This is a genomic window from Bacillus cereus group sp. BfR-BA-01379, assembly GCF_022663605.1.
GTDB classification, from domain to species: Bacteria; Bacillota; Bacilli; order Bacillales; family Bacillaceae_G; genus Bacillus_A; species Bacillus_A mobilis.
In genome coordinates this window covers 80,070-101,633 of record NZ_JAKUFT010000008.1, presented here as the reverse complement: position 1 = coordinate 101,633, position 21,564 = coordinate 80,070, and the positions used below count along the sequence as shown (strand labels likewise).

The following is a 21,564-nucleotide window of genomic DNA, read 5'->3' as shown; positions in this document are numbered from 1 at the left end:
GTAGTTAAATACAAATCGTGAACAACCAATTGTTTTCGTAATAGCTATTTTTTGTTCTAAACTAGGATAGATCCGAAACTGATACGCTTTATGGATAAGCACCGCTTTTCATCTCACTTCCTTTTTTATTTGTTTACAATCTTTTTCATGATATACATGGGAACGATATCATGATATAACCAAATAATACTGATCACGTATTATTTCTTCTTTTTTGTCGAAAGTCCTCTGCCCCTTTCAAAAAAATACAAATGAAACAATTTCGTAGATGTAAAAATTTCTCTGAGCTATAACATTTTCTTTCTCTAGGAACGAACTGATTACGTTACCGGTACCTTATACTGATTCTTCACCAAGAAGAACCTTTAGGCTGTTGCCTAACCGTCATTCAGCTCCCACCTACTCATTGGAACATGTCCTACCCATTCCTTGAGGTGGGAGTTTTCTATCGGGAAATGATAAAAGACTGCACATGGCTTTCACCTTATGTGCGGTCTTTTATCATTTTAATTCGCTTTAAAATTATATAATGGCTTAATAATGTGCTTTATATCTATTGTTTCTTTCGTATTTTCGATAATTTCATCCATTGGCTTATATACCATTGGTGCCTCATCAATTGTGCTTTCTACTACCGATGTAGTCCACACCTCTGTCATCGTATTTTGGAAGTCCTCTAGACTCAATAATTCTTTAGCCTTCTTACGACTCATAATACGTCCTGCCCCATGCGGACCAGAAAAGTTCCAGTCTGGATTACCTTTACCAAATGCAATAATTGAACCGTCTCTCATGTTAATTGGAATAATGACTCGTTCATCTTTCTGAGCTGAAATAGCACCTTTTCGTAGAATCATATTTTCCATGTCAATATAGTTATGTATTGTAGTAAATTGATCCGTTATTTTCCAGTCCATTTTCGTAACAATTTCATCAATCATTGCTTTACGATTTAACGCAGCATACTTTTGAGCAATATTCATGTCATTCATATAATCTTTGAATCCTTGCCCTTCTAAATAAGCTAGTTCTTTACGAATCTTAGGCTTCTGAATTCCACGTAAAGTTTCTTGTATTTCTTTTGCTCTACCCTCTTCAGTTAATCTCTTAATAATCTCATCTTTCATTGATGTAACATCAATTAGTTGTTCATATGCGAAGTTTTGGTAATACTCTGCTATTTGTTTACCTAAATTACGAGAACCACTATGAATGACAATATATACATTTCCTTTTTCATCTTCATTTAATTCAATGAAATGATTTCCACCTCCAAGAGTACCTATACTTTTTTGAGCTCTTTGTAATGTATATGGGGCCTTCACACTATCAAAATCGATCATTTTTGAGAATCGATGTTCTTTATCTCGGATACGAAAACCACTTGGAACAAATTTACGAATTGTTTCGTCTAAGCAATCGAAATTAATTTCTTCTTTTTTCTTATTAATCACAGCAACTTCCATCCCACACCCAATGTCTACCCCTACAAGATTAGGAACAATTTTATCTTGTATTGTCATTGTTGTCCCAATCGTACAACCTGCTCCTGCATGTGTATCTGGCATAATACGAATTTGACTATCCTTTACGAATTCTTGGTTACAAAGATCAATAATCTGCCCAGTCGCAGTCTCATCAACGTTATTCGTAAATACTTTCGCTTCATTGTATTTCCCTTGTAATTTCAACATCTTTCATTTCCCCTTCCTTTTGAAAGAATTATTTTATTACGTTGTTTCTGTTCTTATAATTACTATCATCCACCTACTGCTTTCCATTATATATATACGATGTCCTTCACAATAATAAAAAATGATTATGATTTTTATTGTTTACATAATATAATTACTGTCCCTTTTAATTTATACCTACACATGAGCTTTCCCCTCCTCAATATAGTCCATATATTATATAAACAAAAACTCCCCTTACATCGAAAACGATTAAGGGGAGTTTAATATAGGCAAAAAATTATAGTTCAGATTTCACTCGAACAGAAACATTGTTTTTAATTATATTTTTGAATTCTTTAAAGCTAACAAAATTGTTACTTTTCTCATCCCATAGTCGGAAGCGAAGTGAACGCAAGCTTGTAGCAAGTGTAATCGTTGGTACATTTTTTAACGGAAGCGTATTATTGTGCGCCTCTTCTAGTTTATAGTTAGGCACTCTTGGACTTAAATGGTGCACATGATGGAATCCAATATTACCAGTTAGGAATTGTAAGATTTTTGGAAGTTTATAAAATGAACTTCCTTCCACTGCCGCTTTCACATATTCCCAATCTTTATCTTCTTCAAAATAAGAATCCTCAAATGTGTGCTGTACGTAAAACAGCCAAATCCCTACTGAACCTGCTATTAAGAATATTGTACCATGTACTAGCAGGAACGATTGCCATCCAATTGCCCAGCAAAGAATAGCGACTAAAGCAACGATTATAATATTCGTCAAATAAGTATTCATACGTTCTTTCTGTCTAGCACCTTTTCGGTTAAATCTATTTTTAAGCAAGAAAACATAAATCGGCCCTAATCCAAACATAACGAATGGATTGCGATATAAGCGATATGCTAAACGAAGTCTAAATGGCGCAGCTGCATATTCATCCACAGTAAGCGTCCAAATATCTCCTGTACCTCGCTTATCCAAATTACCACTTGTAGCGTGATGAATAGAATGTTCATGCCCCCATTGATCAAATGGGAATAAAGTTAAAACACCCATGCATGTTCCTACTATTCTATTTGTACGACGGCTTTTAAAGAATGAATAGTGAGTACAATCATGAAAAATAATGAAAATTCGTGTCATAAAACCAGCGGCTAACAGAGATGGAACTACTGATAACAAATAAGAAACGGACAAACTTTTATAAGCAAGGTACCATAAAATAATGAATGGTACGATTGTGTTAAAAAGTTGCCACACACTTTTTTTAATCGTTGATTTTTCATAAGGAGCAACTTGTTTTTTTAAATTTTTAGTATTTTCTAATGTCATTGGTCTAATTCCTTTCCTTTATGTTGCTAATTCACATTATAGCATACTATTAGTATCAGGTGTTAAAAGTAGATGTAATAAATATTATATATTATAAAAATCTCTTTTTTCTTACACATTACTTACAATTTACTTACGTCCAAAATAGCTTATATAATCAGGAAAATAAAGCATTTCATTTATGAAAGAAGCTTATATTTTTTCCAATAAATATATATAAAAACAGAGAACTTTTTCACTTTTGCACATCTTTTTATCCCTTTAATTGGCAAATGATTTTTCAATTTGTATTTCTGTAGCAATTTCTTTCTCACAAGAAGAAAAGAGCTGCCATAAGTCAGGTTTCACCGACTTATGGCAGCTCCTTTTCATTTTATTTTAGCGATGGATCCAAACTGCACCTGCAGACTTGTCATCAGCTTGACCGACTACTTCAAACTTCAATCCTAGTTTCGGCAACTTACGTCCAGCATCTGGAATAACGCTATTGATGTATTGCTTAGAATCATCAAATTTCGCAACTCCTGGTAATCCTTTATAATCAAAGATACCGCGAGTTGGCGAATCTACTCTCCATGCTGGCGTTTGATCAAATGAGAATGCCGCGTCGGCAATTTGATAACGCGTACTGCTCTTCACAGTTGGTTGTCCGTTTAATGTTCCTACGATTGCCTCTGGATGAGAATCTACTACCCCAAGGAATCCTTCGCCTGGATGAACGCCTACCCAGTTATCTGTAAAGCTTTGATCCGCATACCAAACAACCATTCCTGTATTAAATACTGGACCACGTGCATGTTGTAACGCCGTGTCAGATCCAGCATAATTTCGCCACTCAATATAGTAGTTATTTTTTTTCTGTTCAAATCCGTTTGACACAGTAAATCCTTTTAGCGTCATTGCTGGCTGGCCTTCTGCATCATCAGAGAATACAACTTTGCCATCTACAGTTAATGCTGCATTGTCTAACGCAAATCCTTTATAAGCTACTGCAATATCTGTTACATACTCAAATTGTAGTTTTACTTTCTTTCCTTTGAATTGACTTAAATCGTATGATTTATCAACCCACTTACCATCCGTTGTATCTACGCCGGCTTTTACATCTTTTTCGCCCATTCTATCAATTCGCGTCTTCGTTCCATCTTCTGCGATTGCATTTACGTCAAGGAAATCATACTTCGCTTCCAGTTCATAAAATGCCTTATAATCAAACTTAGCGTCTTTTGCAGTCGTTAAGTCAAATACCGGTGTCTCAAGTGTTGTATGAATGTCATTTCCTTTTGTGCTGTAATAAAACTTCTTACCAAATGCCGATTCGATATTTTTTATATCTTTGTCTGGTAAGTTAACTCGAATGATTCCTGGTCGTTTTGATTTTGTAACACTTTGATCTAAATATGTTGCAGTACCGATTCCTGTGCGCAGTTTATCGTAATCTACCTCAACGATATTCGCCCAGTTACCCTGCATATTCTTTTGGAAAAATTCTTTATTTTGTGGAGAGAAACTTGTTGGCTCTGTTCCTGCAATTTTTCCAGCCCAGCTACCACCACTCATAATAGACCATGATTCAACAGGTTCACCTTGTCCAGAGTACTTTGTATCATATTCATCCGGTAATCCTAAATCATGACCGTACTCATGCGCAAACACACCAACTGCTCCATCTTCAGGCTCAATTGTATAATCGTATGCCGCCATCTTGCCGCCCCAGTTCGAAACAGAAGATTTCGTACCATCAATCGCATATGGTTTTGAGCCTAGTTTTGAACGATGAGACCAAATCGCATCATCTTTTAATTTACCACCGCCAGCTTCTTGACCCACGCCCGCATGTACAACCATTAAATGGTCAATAATCCCATCTGGCTCATTTTTATTTCCATCACCATCTTGATCGTATTGATCAAATTGGTCATAATCTGCTAAATTGATACCTTTTGCTACAGCTGCTTTTAATGCCTCTTTCACAAAATCACGTGGCCCTAAAGGACCTTTGTTATCATGACCAGTTCCCGCATCCGCACCATAATCTGACGCTTTTCCTGGAACAGTAAGCCATTCTGTTACAGTTCCATCCACTGTGTAGCTACCGCCAGATTGTTCTTCATAATACTGTTTAAATGTATTAATCTTCGATCCATCAAATAATGTAAATGGCTCATCTCCAAATAACATTTTTTGATAATGCTCTCGATTAAAGTCCTTAGAATACATATACCCTGGTTCTTGATCAATATTATTATGCTTAAAATCACTAAATTCTACGAGTAAAACAAGTACTTTATCTTTTCGAACAGCTCCATTGTACTCAGCTTGCTTCGCTGGTGTAGTCGGTACTTTTCCATTTAATTTTCCAGGGTTCAATCCTGCAGCTTGTCCAGCTACTGGTCCAACTTCGGGCTGCTGCGCCTGTTCATTTTCCTTCATTTTTGCATCTTTTACTTTTTTCATAAAATCTGAAGCTTCTTGCGTAAGGTTATCTCCTGTCATGATTTCTTTTCCAGGATTTTCGCCTTTCTTTTTCTCAACATAATTTTCGACAGCCTTTGATGTCTCAGCTTGTGATGCAGATTGATCAATTACTCCCCTTTGTTTCAGCGCTTCTGCCAAACGCTCCTCTGGTATTAAATGGTCATCAATTGGTAGAGATGGTGGCGTATCAGCATACGCTGCATGACTTCCAAATGCAAACGTACTACTTAGCACTGCCGCTGTTGCTAAAACTGATAATGGTTTTAACTTCTTATTCTTTTTCAATGCTCTTCCTCCCCAGTGTCTGCAAATTATCGTTTTTTTTGCCGATAGGAACATAATATTCGTTATAATACGAATATTCAATCTTTTTAAAGGACAAAAATGTTGAGAAATATTTTTTAGGGTGAAAAACTTATAATAAATAAATTTACAAGAAGTCCATTTTAGAAATTGTAATTCTCTTTACTCTTGTTTTCAAATGAAATTTCAGCTACACAAAAATGCCAATTTCTAAGCGCTAGCTAAGGAATTGGCATTTTTCTAACGGGAATGCTTTATGATTAAATGGATTGCTTCTTCTGGTACATAGAACTTGCCATTACTTTCTACAACTACACTACCTAATTCATATTCTGTATTCTTAATACGAATTATATTTTTATTTACAAATAATTGAGCTTTTACATGATTACGTTTTACTATGAGCACCCGGTTTTCTGCATCCGTTTTGTCTATTGTTACAGTTGCACCGTTTTGTTTAAAGGCTGATTCACTCTCTACAAATAATTTGTTTGTTACTTCTTCTAAGTTAAAGCCCATTGCTTTCGCCATCATCTTCGCAATGTCTGTGTTTTGGATCAAACCATATGGCTTTTGAGGACCGTAAGAATATAAAAACACATCCTCACCTGTATGCCCTCCTGTTGTGAAGCCAATATTTGCACGGTTAGCTAGTAATGTAGTAAGTATTGGACCAATATCCGATTTCTTTTGTACAACTTTTAATTTTTCTTTTTCAACTTTAGTTAAGTTATTTAAACCGTAAAGTGAAGCAACTTCTACTATATTCGATAAAGCATTATTTATTTTTGGGGTTACCCCTTCAAGTGTCATTTTCGCTTTTTTTAATGGATCAATGTATGCAGAGACCGGCGTAGTATTATAACCTTTTGTCGTATTCCTATTCCCAATAGAAATACCGCTGTTACCATGGTCAGTTAAAGCGATGAGCAGTGTATTCCCATCATTTTTTGCAAATTGTAATGCTTTTGCTACCGCTTTATCAAATGCCAATACATCACTAATCAACCCAATTGGATCATTCACATGAGCTGCCCAATCTGGCTTACTTCCTTCGACAAATAAAAAGAAACCATCTTTATCTTTTGATAACGTTTGAATTGCTTTTTCCGTCATTTGAGAAAGTGTCGGTTGCTCTGGATTTGTTGCTTCACGATCCATATCAAATGCTAAAGCATGATGTGAAAAAGAGCCCCAAATCTTCTTAGATTTAGAGTTCAATAATGCATTTTTCGTTTCAACAAAGTCGTACCCTTTGTCTTGAATCACCTTTACTAAATCTTCACCATCTTTTCTTTTTATAGGTAGCAGTGCCGCTTTTCCCCCGCCTAATACGACATCTATATTTTGATATACTTGTTGCTCCGCAATTACGTCAAAATGCTTGCGGTTGACATGGTGAGCAGAGAACCCGGCCGGAGTAGCATGCTGAATTTCAGCTGTAGCAACAATTCCAGTTACGCGACCAGTACGTTTAGCACCTTCTAAAACATTGGCAACTGGCCGTAACTTGTCCTCTTCTTTTATTGGTTTTAAGCCAGGTGAACTTACAATAGAAGGTAATACACCTACATATCCTGAATTCGATTTATTCCCCGTCGCTAAAGCTGTAGCTGCTGGGGCTGAGTCTGTTATTGCTGATTCCGCCGAATATGTACGAACTCCTCCTGTTACCATTTCATCTAATGCAAGTGGTTTCCCTTTATACAAGCGAGCTAATGTCGTTGCTGAAGAACTCGTTCCGTCCATAACCATTATAATGATATTTTTTGGTTGACGTTCTACTTTTTTCACTTTCGCTTCCACCGAGTAATAATTCATCATGCTTTCCGTACATAACATACTTAGTGTGATTGTTCCTACTAACAGTATCTTCTTCATCAGTAAACCCAATTTCGACATTGTTGTTCCTCCGTATGTTTTACATTCATTTATATATGTTTTATTAGTCCCCAATTTTCATGAAGCTAACAATCATTATTCACTTTCTTTTATTAATAAAGCAACGGTACATATCATAGCTTTTTATTTTCAAATAACTAGAGGCCACACCTATTTTATAAAAACGTCTTATCATTCTCTTCCCAAAAAATTTATTTATCAATAAAAATCTGATTAAAATAAATAAGAATTTATTGTTAAACGATAAATTTCATGTTAAATTAAAGAGATAATTTAAAAATGAGGTGCTTTATATGAAACAAGGATCAACACTCTTTTTAAAGACAGCAATCATCCTTATCGGTATTCCTGTTTTTGCTTTATGTATATTTTTAATTCCTAATATCGGGAATTACGCAGCGGAATTGTACCCGGATATTGCATATATAAAATATCTTGTTTTAATTAATCTATATGCAACGGTGATTCCTTTTTACTTAGCTCTTTATCAAGCCTTTAAACTTGTAAGTTACATTGACAAGGGGAACGCCTTCTCTAAATTATCAGTTAGAGCTTTAAAAAAGATAAAACAATGTGCTGTTACAATTGGTGTATTGTATGTATTAGGTATGCCACTCTGCTATCTTGTAGCAGAGAGAGATGATGCGCCAGGTATTATTATAATTGGCATGATCCTTATCTTTGCTTCAATGGTTATCGCAGTCTTTGCTGCCGTTCTCCAAAGACTTTTAAAAGATGCGATAGATATAAAATCAGAAAATGATTTAACGGTCTGAGGTGAATAACATGGCAATAATAATTAATATTGATGTAATGTTAGCGAAAAGAAAAATGAGTGTAACTGAACTTTCAGAGAAGGTTGGAATTACAATGGCTAACCTTTCTATATTAAAAAATGGAAAAGCAAAAGCAATTAGAATTACAACTTTAGATGCTATTTGTAAAGCGTTAGAATGCCAACCAGGGGATATTTTAGAATATCAACTGGAAGACAACGAATAAAAAGAGTCCTTCTCGTATGAAGGACTCTTTTTATTCGGCGTTATGGCGCAAAACTAACTCGACCAGTCAAAACTAAAATAATCGCGATGATCCAAAATATAAAGAATGATAAGGACAGTATGAATGAAAGAATAGCAATTCCCTTCTTCTCGTTTTTTTTCGTCATCGTAATGACAGAAAGTATGATACCTGCAACTGTAATATAATCCCCCACTATATTACCTGCATTGGCTATCCTTGTCGGTGTTATAAAAACGAACAGAAAACAGAAAACGCCGATGAGTAAAGATATGTAGCTTATTATACTGTACTTCTTTTTAGGAACTATTTCAGTTTTCATACTAACACACCCCTTCTCTATAGCTATGTGTTTATATTAGCATGAATAACCATAATTTGGTTAAAACAAAAATACAGATAAAGTGGACACAACCACCTTATCTGCCATTACACTTCTACCTAATTACTAACCCAGCTATTTCTTCTTTATCGTTATAAGTTACGATAAAAGTACGTTGTTCTTTACTATACTTTGCTACAAGAATAACAGTATATAAACCATCTTTTTCTTCAATCGATTTTTTCTCAATTTTTTCGAATGTACCAGCTTTTTCAATTATAGGAGTAAGTTCTTTCATTTGCTCTTCTGATAAGGCTGATTTCATTTTATTATCAAATTTTTCATGTACTTCTTTATACTTTGCTTCATTTAAAAATGATACAATTTCTTCCGCCTTCGGAATAAAGTTTTTTGATGTACTTTCATTTACTTTATTACCGGTACATGCTGCAAGCGCGAACGCCGCGATAGCACTTATAATAATAAGTAACATTCTTCTCATTTTCATACACCCTTTCTTTTTAAAATAAAACTATAACTAAAAACGAGTAAAGCACAAATTGCTATTGAAACTTCTGACATAATGATCCCGTTTTTCCCTGGTACATATAGAGATATAATGCCAGCTAATGCATTTGCGGTCCCATGGATGAGAATTGCATATACAACATAACGGAATTTCTTTTGGACGACAGCTTGCAATACAATGATGGACAGTCCAATATGCAATACCATCGCGACGATACGCTCCATACCGCCGAAATAGTAACTGTCACCATTTTGAATGAATGTTTGTGACAATAATAGAGATATTACCGGAACTCCAACTATCAACACTGCCTCAATACCACCATGCCCTGCTCCAAATAAAAAACCAGAATGCCAATCTCGTTGCTTCATAAAATAACGCATTGCAATAAAACGAGCTATCTCTTCAAAAATTCCAGCTGATAAACTAAGCAAAAGTACAAATAGTACAGGCTGCATAATAGAAAACATTTGAAAATTTGTGCTAGTTCCACTTACATAATTCAGTATTGGTATGCGGATCAATATTTGTGATACAACAAAAGCCAATATACCTAACATATATGGAATATAGCGTTTCTTCCAAAAAGCATATAAAAGTGCTACAAGCGGTAAACCAAAGCTAATCATTGTTGTAAAAATAAGACCATTCATCTCGCTTCACCTCTTACTTGAAGTGTATAAAAACGAGTAAAGGAAGTATATAGTTCTTTCATATTCGGTTTCAATTTCATCATAGATGGTCATTTCATCTCTTTTAATATGAATGTTTGTGTGAAATAAGGACTTACATAAGTTGTCTCTAACGTCGCGTTATTTGTTTTATTCATAATCCGTTTTAACGAAAATAACCCGTATCCTCGAGCTCCGTCTTTACTTGAATGGTTTTTCTCATAAATTTTTTGCAAATCAATCGCTTCACTCTTTGAACTATTACGCGCGATAAAATATTGTCGTGAATCCATTTCAAAGAATGCGATTTGCAACATCTTTTCCTCACTATGTACTGCTTCTTCAATTGCATTGTCTACTAAAACTGAAATGATGCGAATAAATGAAATGATCGTCATCGAAACACTTTCAATGTTCTCTGGTATATCGAGCATTACTTTTATTTGTTGGTGCTGGGCAGTGCTAACTTTCGCCCTTAATACACTTCTCACTTCAGGAATATGTATACGAGATAATTTCGCAATATCAAGTTCATTATCATTTATTGTTTTTAATGTAGGAGCTATCACGTCATAGTATACTTGCTCAATTTCTTTCACATTTTTTGTACGTATGCCCTCCTCTAACGATAGTAATACATTCATATAATCATGACGGAAACTAGCAAGCTCATCGTGCATATCCTCTAATTTCTCCACATAATCTAATAACTCTTTATCTAAACGTTTCTCGTGTTCTTCTTGTAACTTTTCTTTCGATAAGTGTGAGCTTATTAACACAATGATTAGTAATAATAAAAATATAATAATCGCTGAAATATAACTTACTTCACTGTATTTTTGATTTAATTGTGCTAATAACGCAGAAGATGGCTGAGTTAAGATTAGTTCAATAATAAATCCGGCAATTAATAATATATAAGTTACATAGTATAGCGGACTACCTACTATATATCGAGCAATTTTTTGGATTCTTTTGCGAGCTACAAAAATACCGATAAAAGTAAGTGTCGATACGGTAAGATGAATCAAGCTATCTGTCCATAAATATAAATTGAATGGCGTTAACATAAAGATTTTCATTCCTAAATCAAATAGCAACATTTTCACTAACGTTATTATCACCATACTCACTAGTGCAAAATATACATTATGCTTAAATTTCAATTCATTTTGCATTAATCCTAAACTTATTAGAAACAACACAATGGTACTATTCAATTCTGGATATCTCGTTACTGTTACGACAATAGCAAGTAAAATAATGAATACCGCACTTAAAGCTATTAACATTCTATATGACAATCTATTGTACCGGATTAATTGAATGTATAAAAACGTATGGCTTATACTAGTAAGCAGTATTGCAAATAAATCATAAATATACATTACATCTCACCCTTTAACATGTTTCGTACTTTACTCACTAAACGACGTGATACCGGAATACGTTTCCCGCTTTTTAAAACTACCATTTTTTGCTTCGCATCGTAAAAAGACAATTGCTTCGTATTCACGATATATGATTGATGACAGCGAAATAAACGTTCATCTATTATTTCAATCTCCTTTAATGTTCCATAAAAATAAACGATACGATCTAACGTCACTAACGCTAAACGGTGTGGTTCATCGGTCATAACATATTCAATTTCATGAAAAGGAACCCGCACAGTCGCATTACTGTTTTCAACGATAAAGTCATCGGACGGAATGATATGCTTATTACGCGCTTCATATTGGAGTAAACATTGTTCAAAAACGTTACGCCTCTCTTCATATGGCAACCCTTTATCAATAAATGTTAAAGCTGATACCATGTATTGATACGAAATAGGTGCAAATTCAGAATGCGTCGTTACAAACACAATAATTCCTTGCGTATCATACTTTCGTATCTCTTGTGCCACTTGGAACCCTTTACGCTCTTCTCTTTTTATCTCTATATCCAAAAAATAGATTGGGATATACGTCGCCTTAGGAATGTTAGTAATGATGTTTTCACTTTTACTAGTTACCTCTATAAAATCAAAAGGCAACATATACTCCTCACAAATCTCTTCAACTAGCCGCTTCATTTGCTGCGCTTGTATGACATCATCTTCTAAAATGAAAATACTCATGTGATCACTCGCTTTATAAAAATCTTTTTATTTATAGATTTATCTATAACTATATAATTCAAATCATTATACCAATCTCCTCCTAAGTACTAGAAAGTATTAATTTTCTATCGCTTTTATAAAGCATAGGAAATAACCTCTACTTTCAAGCAAAAAGTAGAGGTTTTATTTAATTGATTTATAAAATAACCTCTCTATCAATTACTACCTTAAAAAATTCTGAGTAATGCGATAAAGAATAATCCGCTACATCACAATTCCCTTGGAACATACATGTTGAAATACCTAATTCTTTTGCAGGTAATAAATCTAATTCTCTATCACCAATAGCTAAATCAATACTGTGCTTTTTATGCAAATGATCATACGATAAAGCGTTCGGTTTTCGAGGGAACCCATCGTCAATTGTAACCATGTCTACGAAGTATTTCTCCCAGCCGTAATATTCTAAAATTTCCATAACCCCCGCCCTATGTTTATGGGTCATAATCACATTTTTATCCGCATATTTCAAAACCTCTTCGACACCTGCAAAAGGTTTCATATCTTTTGGAGTGAATTTCTCCTTCAAAATTTTAATCTTTTCTTCCTGTTCGCATGAAATATTATAATACTGAATTGCATGAGAGTATGATATTTTTAAGTTTTTGTATATTTCTTGTTTATCTACACTATCACCTAATATTTCAGATAGCATCATTGTATATGCAGGATACGTATCAAATAACGTCCCATCAAAATCCCATAAAATATTCATTCTGTTCACCTTCTATTTTCTAATCATTCTATGACTAAATCCGCCCGGTCCTTCGGCAATTCCGTTTCTAAGTAATAATCCTCTGCTTTCCAATACCTATTCTCAAACTTTGAAAGGTTTTTCTGCGTTTCCTCACTCTCGCGCAGAAATCTTGTCTCTCTTGGACAATCCAAGTACACCATATAATGAAAGAAATCTCTCCATTCTTTTCGCTGTAAAAAAACACCTTCCATTACAATTACACCTACTATAGGGATCTGTACTTTTTTCATTTCACTTAAGTCTGTCTCATCATAATAGAACGGTAATGTCAGCTTTGTTTCAGTTTGTAACTTTTGAAAAAACTTCTGCCGAAGCCACTCAATATCCCATTGTAAATAATAATACTCATACCATTCTTCATATCCAGTATGATACCGTTTATTACGTTCTACTATATGATCATCAATATGAAAAATATGGAACGGAATACTTTCTTGTTTCATATTTTCTTTTAAATTTGCAACGAATGTCGTTTTACCAGATCGACTTAAACCATCTATACCTAGAATGAACCTATTTTCTTTATGTTTCTTCATTATATTTATAAGCTCATTTGTACTCATTATTTCTTCCACTCTTCTTTTAATAAAGAATATAAAATCGTATCATGAGCAACTTCATTTTGAATCATATGTTTTCGAAGTAATCCTTCTTCTTGAAACCCTGCTTTACTTAATAATTTTTGAGAAGCTTTATTTTCTACATATACAACAGCTGCAATTCTTATCAGTTGCAGCGTTTCAAATCCGTAAGTTAAAATTGCCTGTAACGCTTCCGTTGCATACCCTTGTCCCCAATATGTATCGTCTAATTCATAACCGATTTCAGCTCGCTTATGATGTTTGTTTATTAAATGAAATCCGCACGTTCCGATTATTTGGCCCGTCCCTTTTTTCTCTATTCCCCAACGAAATACACTTCCCTCTTCATAACGATTTTTAAACGTTTGAATAGTCGTTTTCGCTTGCTCAATATTCTCGAATGAATCCATTCCGAAATAACGTATAACAGATTCTTTTGAAAAATAACGGAACATCGTTTCTGCATCTAACAGCGTTAGTTCTCTTAATACTAAACGTTCTGTTTCTAGTTTCGGAAACCCCATCTCGTTTTCTCCTTCTATTCTAATGAACTGCAAATTTCAATATAATTCCCATCTGGATCGGCAATGTATGCAATTGTTTGTCCCCATGGTTTCACAATTGGTTCAACTAAAATCTTAATTCCTTGCTCTCTAAATTGTTCGATTGTTTCTTGTACATGATCAACAACGAATCCCAATTCAAAATGAGAAGATTGTAACTCTCCTTCTGTAAGTGGTAGTCCTGTTAATTCTTTCACATCTTGCCTCGTATTCATCGCTAAAATTGTAGAACCAGTATTAAACTCAATATATGTACCATGCTCTGCTTTTATAGGTAACTGTAAAATATCTTTATAAAATCTTACACATTCTTCAAACTTTTCTACATATAAAATAATGTACTTCATTTTTAAATTCATTTTATATCCCCCTTTATATCCATCCCTAAAATTTCGACAAAAGTCTCATAAAAACCTTGTTTCCTATAGTAATAAGCACAAAAAAATGAGGCCGATTTCTCGGCCCCCCAGCTTATTGGCATAAAACAGGAGATTTGGTTTGGACATAACCAGTTCGTACCCTTATTATATTTTATTTTTTCTGAATTTTGAATACTTTAAACACTCATTTATATTGAGAAAGTTTTTTTGCTTGCATAAAATTGATGAGTTACAGAAATGCTACAAATGGAGGTGTATACATATGGAACCAATGCTATGTCCAAGCTGTAAAACGAACCGTACTCGCTTTAATATTCTTGAACAACAAGTAAAACCAGTCAAGTTAAATCCACAAACTGGTCAAGTAGAAGAAGAATACACAAATGAAACGATGAACGCTTTTCATATGGCCTATCAAGGACCAACTTACCGCGTCCAATGCGCTGTATGCGGACTTGTTGAAAACCCGGAGCAATTTATTAAACCTGCGCAAAATCAATCTTTTTCTTAAACATTTTTAATCCCCCCTATGGAATTTTTATAGGGGGTTTTCCATTTAATATGTTAATCAAAAATGTTTTTCTTCCTTATTATAAGTTACACCCCACGCTTTTTAGTCATCTTTTATTTTTTGATTTTCGATATGAATCGTTTTCACTTCATTTATTTTTCCGGGTGTGGTTCTTCATAATAGTTAATTTTGCGCCTTTATATAAATTTTTAATATGTAAAAAAGAGTGAACAAAAACACAATAATATAGAGACAAAAGAAGTTGATTCCGATATTCTATATTCTCCCTACAAAATCAACTTCTTTTTAACTTTACTTTTTATTATAATATTTCACTTTTTAATTTCTTAATTTTCCAAGTGAGTCTTATAAAGAAGTATATCCACATACAACTTGTAAGACCTGTCATAACTTTCGCCCAAATTGGCACTCTTGATTCCATCGGGCTTATAAAAAGATTGTACATTGATGGTAATATAGTTGCTAACATAATAACAAAGAATACTAATAACTCATTTAGTTTTTGTATCCTCGTCTCTTTTTCTGAGTAAATATCCGGCAATTCATTTACTTCTTCTACTTCTTTACAAAAATAATTCCAGCTTGTGAAACTTGTTACGCATTTCCAACCTGACATTTCGTATATTTCGAAATACTCTTGTCGTTGTTCTTTCGAATCTCTATAAGCCAATCTAAAATCAGCTTTATATATTACATCTTTTGGCTCAGTTTTCTTAAACGTATACATTAAATTGTATTTTTGTAATGCCCAACCTTGTTGATGCATCTTACGTAAAAAAGCTTCTTCTTTTTCTAAATTCCATGCCGTAAAAAACTTAAATACCCTTTTTGTCTCCATCTTCCATTCACTCCCCTAATATACTATTCCCATTTTTAACCGAACGCTGTAATCTGTTGTACTCTAGCTCCAACACTTCTTTCCCAAACGGAGTTAATTCATAGCACTTCTTTCTATCTGTAGAAGCCACTTCAACTATTAATTTCTCTTTTAGTAACTTTGTCGTATTCCCGTATAAAGTACCTGGACCGAGCTTTACTTCCCCATTTGTCATTTCTTCTACCATTTGCATAATTCCGTATCCGTGCATTGGTTTCACTAGTGATAACAATATGTAATATGTCGCCTCTGTTAACGGAATATATTTTTTCGCTTTCGTATTCATTATAACCACCTCCGATACATCGCTTTGTGATATATCGACATGCGATACATCGTATATCGATATTTTATAACTACATTCCAAAATATGCAAGTATAATTTAATAATTGGATATTTATTTCTTTGAATTAAAAAATCATACCAATTTTCTGAATAATTTGTTAAAATATAGAAATATCCGTTTATATTTTGAAAGGAATGATACATATGATAAATAAATTGAAAGAAAACATAGGATCAGTTTTTGTCGGTAAAGAAAATGTTATTGATCTATTACTCGTTTCATTGCTTGCTGATGGACATGTACTGCTTGAGGATGTGCCTGGTACGGGGAAAACGTTACTTGCGAAAACACTTTCTAAAAGTATTGGTGGTAATTTTTCTCGCGTCCAATTTACACCGGATGTACTTCCGAGTGATGTAACAGGTATTGAATATTTCAATCCGAAAACGAGTGAATTCGAATTAAGACTTGGACCAGTCATGACCAATATTTTGCTTGCGGATGAAATTAACCGCGCTATGCCGAGAACACAGTCTAGTTTATTAGAATCGATGGAAGAACGACAAGTAACGCTTGAAAAGCAATCTACCCCTCTTCCGAAACCGTTCTTTGTCATTGCGACGCAGAATCCAATTGAATCACAAGGAACTTTTCCTCTTCCAGATGCACAGCTTGATCGTTTTTTAATGACAATTTCAATTGGTTATCCATCTCCAGAGGATGAACTACAAATGATGCGACGTTTTCGTAGCGACGTACCACTAGAAAGCGTCACGTCTGTTATTTCTTTAGAAGACATTTTAGAGGCACAGAAACGAGTAAAAGAAATTTTCGTATCAGAGCCGTTAGAACATTACATTATTAAACTTGCTCATGCTACAAGAAATCATGATTACATCGCTAACGGTGTAAGTCCACGTGCCACACTTGCTTTAGTGCGCGCCGTACAGGCATTAGCATTTTTACGAGGGAAAGAATATTGTACGCCTGAAGATATACAATTTTTAGTTCCTTCTATTTGGAATCACCGTATCGTCCTATCAATGGAAGGCGCATTACGTACGACAAAAAATGAAATTATGAAAAGAATTTTAAAAGAAGTTGACGTACCAGTGGAGATTGAGCAAGCATGAATGGACAGCGCGTTGTAACGGTACCGTTATTTTTCCAACTCCATATTATTCAACTAACTGTCCCAGGCGCTATACTATTTACATTTTTTATGCCACAACGAATTATTATGTTTCTCTTTTTCTTCTATTACTTATTTGCGATTTTCATTTATAAATATGTCGCTTATATAGAGAAAAGGTTTCAAGTGGTAAACGAGAAACAAACAACTCGGTTATTCCCTAATGAATCTGGACAGTTTTTCATTCATTTAAAAAATGGAGCAAATATACCACTCGTTAACGGTGTTTGTTATTTTCATTTAAATCCGTCATTACTACCACAAAAAGATCAAGGAATTGAACAAATATCAAAAACGTTATTTTCTTTTCCGTTTTCACAACCTGCTCATTCGGCGCAAAAATGGGATTTAACATTAACCGCGACGAAGCGTGGTGTGTTTCAAATTGAACAGTTCGAATGCGTTTTGAAAGATCCTTTTCATCTTTTAACTGTACATTTACCTATTTTCGATAAATTACGAACTGAAATTATTGTGTACCCTTCTCCTAAGGAAGTAGCAGGTTTGCAAGAACTGCAGCAACTTTTAAATGGATCTCACCGAACGAATTTTTCTTTTTACAATGATGAAACATCTATTATTGGAGTTAAACGATATGAACGTGAGTCTTTCCGTTCTATTCATTGGAAAGCATCTGCTAAAATGCAATCATTACAGGCGAAGCAATATGAGCCTGTAAAAAATTATAGTTGGACGATTTGTCTTTCTTTAGCTGCTGATCGCGGGTTTGGTTGGAAGGATAATATAGAAGACCTTATTTCATTTGCAACATACATTTGCCAATACGCAACGAAGCATCAAATACCATATGAATTATTCATTAGTGCATTAGCTGAAGGTGGTCCTCTTCACTTACCATTAAATGAAGGACAAACACATTACGGAATATCTTTAGAGGAATTAGCGCGTATTTCAGATGATAGTACGTTACTTCCGAAACAGGGATTTCTTCATTATGTAACGAGAAAAAGAGAACGATCGTCTACAATGATATACATTGGTTTACAGAGAAATGAACTCCCTCTTCTCTCTCAGCCTACGTTTCTCATAAATAACGAAGGGATGGTGGAACAACTTGAAAACTTGGCTCTATCACGTTCATGACTTTATTCTGCTCCTCCTCCTTTCATTATTAACGGAAAGAGATGAACTTGTTGCTGTTGCTATATTTTTAGCAACAGGCTATATGGGTGTATTTCTAATTCATACATTTATGAAGAAAAGAACAATAGGATTTGTCATACTGTTACTTACTCAAATAATCGGTTGCTCAATCCTTCTTTCTTTCTCTCTATTTGGCACAATTATGTTACCGCTTTTCTTCTTTATCGTACATGTAGTCGGTCCTGGATATCCAGTTCAAAAGTCATTAGGTGGTATTGTATGGTTCGTCTTTTCAGCTATATTTTATGCACCTTTTCCACCATTATGGAAATTGTTACTATTAGTCTTACACATTATGATTGCATTTTGGTTAACAGGTTCCAATCGTAATCAGCAGTTATTACGTTTTACTTCTATTATTACAATTGGAACATTTAGCGCTTTACTTATTCTAGTATTCCCTTATGTACGTCTTATTTTTTCTTATATTGTCCAAGTAGTTGCATTAGGATTCGGATATGCTATCAATCCGTTATTTTCAGCAGCTGAATCCAAAGAGACAGACGATTTTTGGTCGAATAAAGGAAATCTAAAAGACCCTCAAATTAAGGAGGAATTTGGACAGCGTGATTTTGATCCAACTCTCATAAATAGCATTACAATTATAGTATGTACAACCATTGCTATTTACGTCGTTTGGAAAATAATAAAAAGACGAAAACAATTCAGTTTACCAAATATGCCTGTCTTCGAATCTACTATCATTACTGATAAAGAAGGTATGAGCCAAAAACGTTTGAGACGAAACAAACCACCACATAACGAAATTAGAAAAGAGATTTTCAAACTTGAAAGTAAGTTAACTCCTCCTTTAAATAGAAAACGAGGAGAAACTGTTGAAGCATGGTTAGATAGAATAAATATTGAAGAAAATGTAAATATTGAGAGTCATATTATTATAGATGCTTATAATACAGTACGTTATTCAAATGGTGAGGATATGGTGCTACTTCAGGAATTTAAGGAGGAGGTTCATAAGCTTTATATGTATCAGAAGAGTTTGAAGAAAAGAAAGAAATAACATAACAAAAAGACTCCTATTTTCATAGGAGTCTTTTTATACTTCTACGTTACTTTTTAAATTGAAGCGTTTTTCCCTGCTTCAATTTCTAATGACTCTTCATGCCACCAAAGTGTTTCTTCAGGGTCTTCTTTAGCAATTTGGTGTGCTTCTTTTTTCGATTCTACTGTAGGATATGAACCTTTTAGCGCACGTCCTGATGTTGTAACGAATAATACACTAAATACGACTAATCCAATAACACTAACACCTGCTAAATAAAATGCTGGTGCAAGCGGGTTACCAGTTGCATGAACTAAGTATGAACATACGAGCGGCGTTGTACCACCGAATATCGATACAGAAATATTAAATGAGATCGAAAGCGCTCGATAACGTACATCGGTGAAAAAGAGTGATGGTAATAACGAAGGTAATGTTCCTTCATATACGCTTAGGAAGAATCCTAAAATGAAAATACCTGCAAATATAGCTGCAATATGTCCGTTACCGATTAGTAAAAATGCTGGAATTGCAAATACTGTTAAACCAAGTAAACCAATTTGCACGACGCGTTTATTACCAATTTTATCACTTAATTTACCGAAATATAGTGCTAGTGGAATCATAAGTGCCATCGTAATAGAAATAATTAATAAGCCAGTTGTTTCTTTGACTTTAAGTACTTGAGTTAGATAAGAAGGAATATACGAAAGAATCATATAGTTCGTAATATTAAAGAAGGCGACAATTACTGTGCTTAATAAGAAGTCTTTTTTGTGATATTTTAATATATCCATAAATGAAAATTGTTCGTTGTCTTCAGATTCCTCTTGTGCTTTTTCCATCTCTTCAAAGATGGGAGATTCATCTAAATGACGGCGTAAATATAAACCGACCAAACCAATTGGTGCAGCTATTAAGAAAGGAATACGCCAGCCCCAGCTGAGCATTTGTTCATCTGTTAACAATAACGTCAAAATGGTAACAATTACCGATGCAGCAATGTAACCTGAGAGTGTTCCAATTTCAAGACCACTACCGAGTATACCACGCTTTTTATCTGGAGAAGATTCTGCGATATAAACCATTGCACCTGAATATTCGCCGCCTGTAGAGAAGCCTTGAATCATTCGGGCAACTAAAAGTAGTATTGGTGCCCATACACCAATTTGTTCATAGGTTGGTAGTAATGCGATGAATAATGTAGAAAGTGCCATTAAAATAATAGTAGTACTTAACACGATTTTTCGGCCGTACTTATCTCCTATTCTACCAAAGAATACACCTCCGATTGGTCGAACGAGAAAGGCTGCTGCAAATGTACCGAATGTAAGTACAAGTTGCAATCCACTATTATCAACACCTGAGAAGAATAATTGACTTAAAATTACCGCTAAATACGCGTATAATCCGAAGTCAAACCACTCCATTGCATTCCCAATACCAGTAGCAATTACTGCTTTCCTGGCTTGTTTAGGATTGACAATATTAACGTCTTGAGGTTCAAAATTTAAATCATTATTTTGTTGCATACAATAAAACAGCTCCTTATTTAATTTAACTTCTTTAAGCACACCTTCTCTTATTGAATAAATTAATTCGAAGCACTTAAGGAAAATTAATGTCTCCTTATCTGTTATTATTGTTTCACATAATTAATTATTTGTCCAATGAGATGCTCTCTAAGTTAAGTAATTTTAGTATTTTAAAAAGCTGAAGAAGGCGCTATATGAGTACCTTTTTCAGCTTTTTATTTTTTTACGTAAATTTATTTTTTTACCACTATTTTCTTCCTATTTGCATTAACAATAAGGTGATTTTTCATTAAAGTTT

General features: G+C 34.2%; 23 protein-coding genes. 6 read left to right on the top strand and 17 right to left on the bottom strand.

Annotated features, from left to right (window positions below; all coding sequences use genetic code 11):
* The 5 genes from MR113_RS05310 to MR113_RS05290 form a co-directional block, all read right to left on the bottom strand.
* Positions 1–102: helix-turn-helix domain-containing protein (locus tag MR113_RS05310; protein ID WP_242251933.1), on the bottom strand; the 102-nt coding region annotated here is incomplete at its 3' end.
* Between the two features lie 404 nt (positions 103–506).
* Positions 507–1,694, bottom strand: a complete 1,188-nt coding sequence (locus MR113_RS05305) for an RtcB family protein (RefSeq protein ID WP_242251925.1) — start codon at positions 1,692–1,694, stop codon at positions 507–509.
* A 280-nt stretch (positions 1,695–1,974) separates the two neighbouring features.
* Positions 1,975–3,006, bottom strand: a complete 1,032-nt coding sequence (gene desA, locus MR113_RS05300; RefSeq protein WP_132132655.1) for a Delta(5) desaturase DesA — start codon at positions 3,004–3,006, stop codon at positions 1,975–1,977.
* 378 nt (positions 3,007–3,384) lie between these two features.
* Positions 3,385–5,769, bottom strand: a complete 2,385-nt coding sequence (locus MR113_RS05295) for an immune inhibitor A domain-containing protein (protein ID WP_242251923.1) — start codon at positions 5,767–5,769, stop codon at positions 3,385–3,387.
* A 258-nt stretch (positions 5,770–6,027) separates the two neighbouring features.
* Entirely contained in the window at positions 6,028–7,689 is a 1,662-nt protein-coding gene (locus MR113_RS05290) for an alkaline phosphatase (RefSeq protein WP_242251921.1), read from the bottom strand.
* Positions 7,690–7,982: 293 nt separating this feature from the next.
* Here MR113_RS05290 and MR113_RS05285 point away from each other — a divergent pair, with 293 nt between their 5' ends.
* Both MR113_RS05285 and MR113_RS05280 read left to right on the top strand, forming a co-directional pair.
* The gene (locus tag MR113_RS05285) at positions 7,983–8,465 is read left to right on the top strand and encodes a DUF2975 domain-containing protein (RefSeq protein WP_242251918.1); all 483 of its coding nucleotides are present in this window, start codon (positions 7,983–7,985) and stop codon (positions 8,463–8,465) included.
* Positions 8,466–8,475: 10 nt separating this feature from the next.
* On the top strand, positions 8,476–8,691 hold the full coding sequence (locus MR113_RS05280; protein ID WP_242251916.1) for a helix-turn-helix domain-containing protein: 216 nt from the start codon (positions 8,476–8,478) through the stop codon (positions 8,689–8,691).
* 40 nt (positions 8,692–8,731) lie between these two features.
* Here the strand turns inward: MR113_RS05280 and MR113_RS05275 are convergent, their stop codons facing one another.
* From MR113_RS05275 to MR113_RS05235, 9 genes are all read right to left on the bottom strand, one after another.
* Positions 8,732–9,031, bottom strand: coding sequence for a hypothetical protein (locus MR113_RS05275; RefSeq protein ID WP_242251906.1), 300 nt, complete (start codon positions 9,029–9,031; stop codon positions 8,732–8,734).
* A 115-nt stretch (positions 9,032–9,146) separates the two neighbouring features.
* Positions 9,147–9,533, bottom strand: a complete 387-nt coding sequence (locus MR113_RS05270) for a DUF3887 domain-containing protein (RefSeq protein ID WP_242251904.1) — start codon at positions 9,531–9,533, stop codon at positions 9,147–9,149.
* A gap of 2 nt (positions 9,534–9,535) precedes the next feature.
* The gene (locus MR113_RS05265) at positions 9,536–10,213 is read right to left on the bottom strand and encodes a YhfC family glutamic-type intramembrane protease (protein WP_242251902.1); all 678 of its coding nucleotides are present in this window, start codon (positions 10,211–10,213) and stop codon (positions 9,536–9,538) included.
* Positions 10,214–10,302: 89 nt separating this feature from the next.
* A complete protein-coding gene (locus MR113_RS05260) occupies positions 10,303–11,619 on the bottom strand; it encodes a GHKL domain-containing protein (protein WP_242251900.1) in 1,317 nt (438 codons plus the stop codon).
* Positions 11,619–12,353, bottom strand: a complete 735-nt coding sequence (locus MR113_RS05255) for a LytR/AlgR family response regulator transcription factor (RefSeq protein WP_242251898.1) — start codon at positions 12,351–12,353, stop codon at positions 11,619–11,621. Before MR113_RS05255 ends, MR113_RS05260 begins: the two co-directional genes overlap by 1 nt.
* A gap of 178 nt (positions 12,354–12,531) precedes the next feature.
* The gene (locus MR113_RS05250) at positions 12,532–13,110 is read right to left on the bottom strand and encodes an HAD-IA family hydrolase (RefSeq protein ID WP_242251895.1); all 579 of its coding nucleotides are present in this window, start codon (positions 13,108–13,110) and stop codon (positions 12,532–12,534) included.
* Between the two features lie 23 nt (positions 13,111–13,133).
* Positions 13,134–13,715, bottom strand: a complete 582-nt coding sequence (locus tag MR113_RS05245; RefSeq protein WP_242251894.1) for a kinase — start codon at positions 13,713–13,715, stop codon at positions 13,134–13,136.
* Positions 13,715–14,257, bottom strand: a complete 543-nt coding sequence (locus tag MR113_RS05240; protein WP_242251892.1) for a GNAT family N-acetyltransferase — start codon at positions 14,255–14,257, stop codon at positions 13,715–13,717. The genes MR113_RS05245 and MR113_RS05240 overlap by 1 nt, the downstream gene beginning before the upstream one ends.
* A 14-nt stretch (positions 14,258–14,271) precedes the next feature.
* Positions 14,272–14,655, bottom strand: coding sequence for a VOC family protein (locus tag MR113_RS05235; protein WP_076538476.1), 384 nt, complete (start codon positions 14,653–14,655; stop codon positions 14,272–14,274).
* A 283-nt stretch (positions 14,656–14,938) separates the two neighbouring features.
* On the opposite strand from MR113_RS05235, the gene MR113_RS05230 reads away from it, so the two are divergent.
* Positions 14,939–15,187, top strand: coding sequence for a hypothetical protein (locus tag MR113_RS05230; protein ID WP_000433610.1), 249 nt, complete (start codon positions 14,939–14,941; stop codon positions 15,185–15,187).
* A gap of 322 nt (positions 15,188–15,509) precedes the next feature.
* On the opposite strand, the gene MR113_RS05225 is transcribed toward MR113_RS05230, so the two are convergent.
* Positions 15,510–16,046, bottom strand: coding sequence for a DUF2812 domain-containing protein (locus MR113_RS05225; RefSeq protein WP_098586347.1), 537 nt, complete (start codon positions 16,044–16,046; stop codon positions 15,510–15,512).
* 7 nt (positions 16,047–16,053) lie between these two features.
* Complete coding sequence (locus tag MR113_RS05220; protein WP_098586346.1) at positions 16,054–16,371, bottom strand: PadR family transcriptional regulator; 318 nt, start codon at positions 16,369–16,371, stop codon at positions 16,054–16,056.
* A gap of 204 nt (positions 16,372–16,575) precedes the next feature.
* On the opposite strand from MR113_RS05220, the gene MR113_RS05215 reads away from it, so the two are divergent.
* Genes MR113_RS05215 through MR113_RS05205 form a run of 3 tightly spaced genes read left to right on the top strand, consistent with a single transcriptional unit; the run spans position 16,576 to position 19,749 of the window.
* Positions 16,576–17,505: an AAA family ATPase gene (locus MR113_RS05215; RefSeq protein WP_242251882.1), complete on the top strand. Its 930-nt coding sequence runs from the start codon at positions 16,576–16,578 to the stop codon at positions 17,503–17,505.
* The gene (locus MR113_RS05210) at positions 17,502–18,668 is read left to right on the top strand and encodes a DUF58 domain-containing protein (RefSeq protein ID WP_242251880.1); all 1,167 of its coding nucleotides are present in this window, start codon (positions 17,502–17,504) and stop codon (positions 18,666–18,668) included. Before MR113_RS05215 ends, MR113_RS05210 begins: the two co-directional genes overlap by 4 nt.
* The gene (locus MR113_RS05205) at positions 18,640–19,749 is read left to right on the top strand and encodes a DUF4018 domain-containing protein (RefSeq protein ID WP_242251878.1); all 1,110 of its coding nucleotides are present in this window, start codon (positions 18,640–18,642) and stop codon (positions 19,747–19,749) included. Before MR113_RS05210 ends, MR113_RS05205 begins: the two co-directional genes overlap by 29 nt.
* Before the next feature lie 56 nt (positions 19,750–19,805).
* On the opposite strand, the gene MR113_RS05200 is transcribed toward MR113_RS05205, so the two are convergent.
* Complete coding sequence (locus MR113_RS05200) at positions 19,806–21,263, bottom strand: MFS transporter (RefSeq protein WP_001186929.1); 1,458 nt, start codon at positions 21,261–21,263, stop codon at positions 19,806–19,808.
* Between the last annotated feature and the right edge of the window lie 301 nt (positions 21,264–21,564).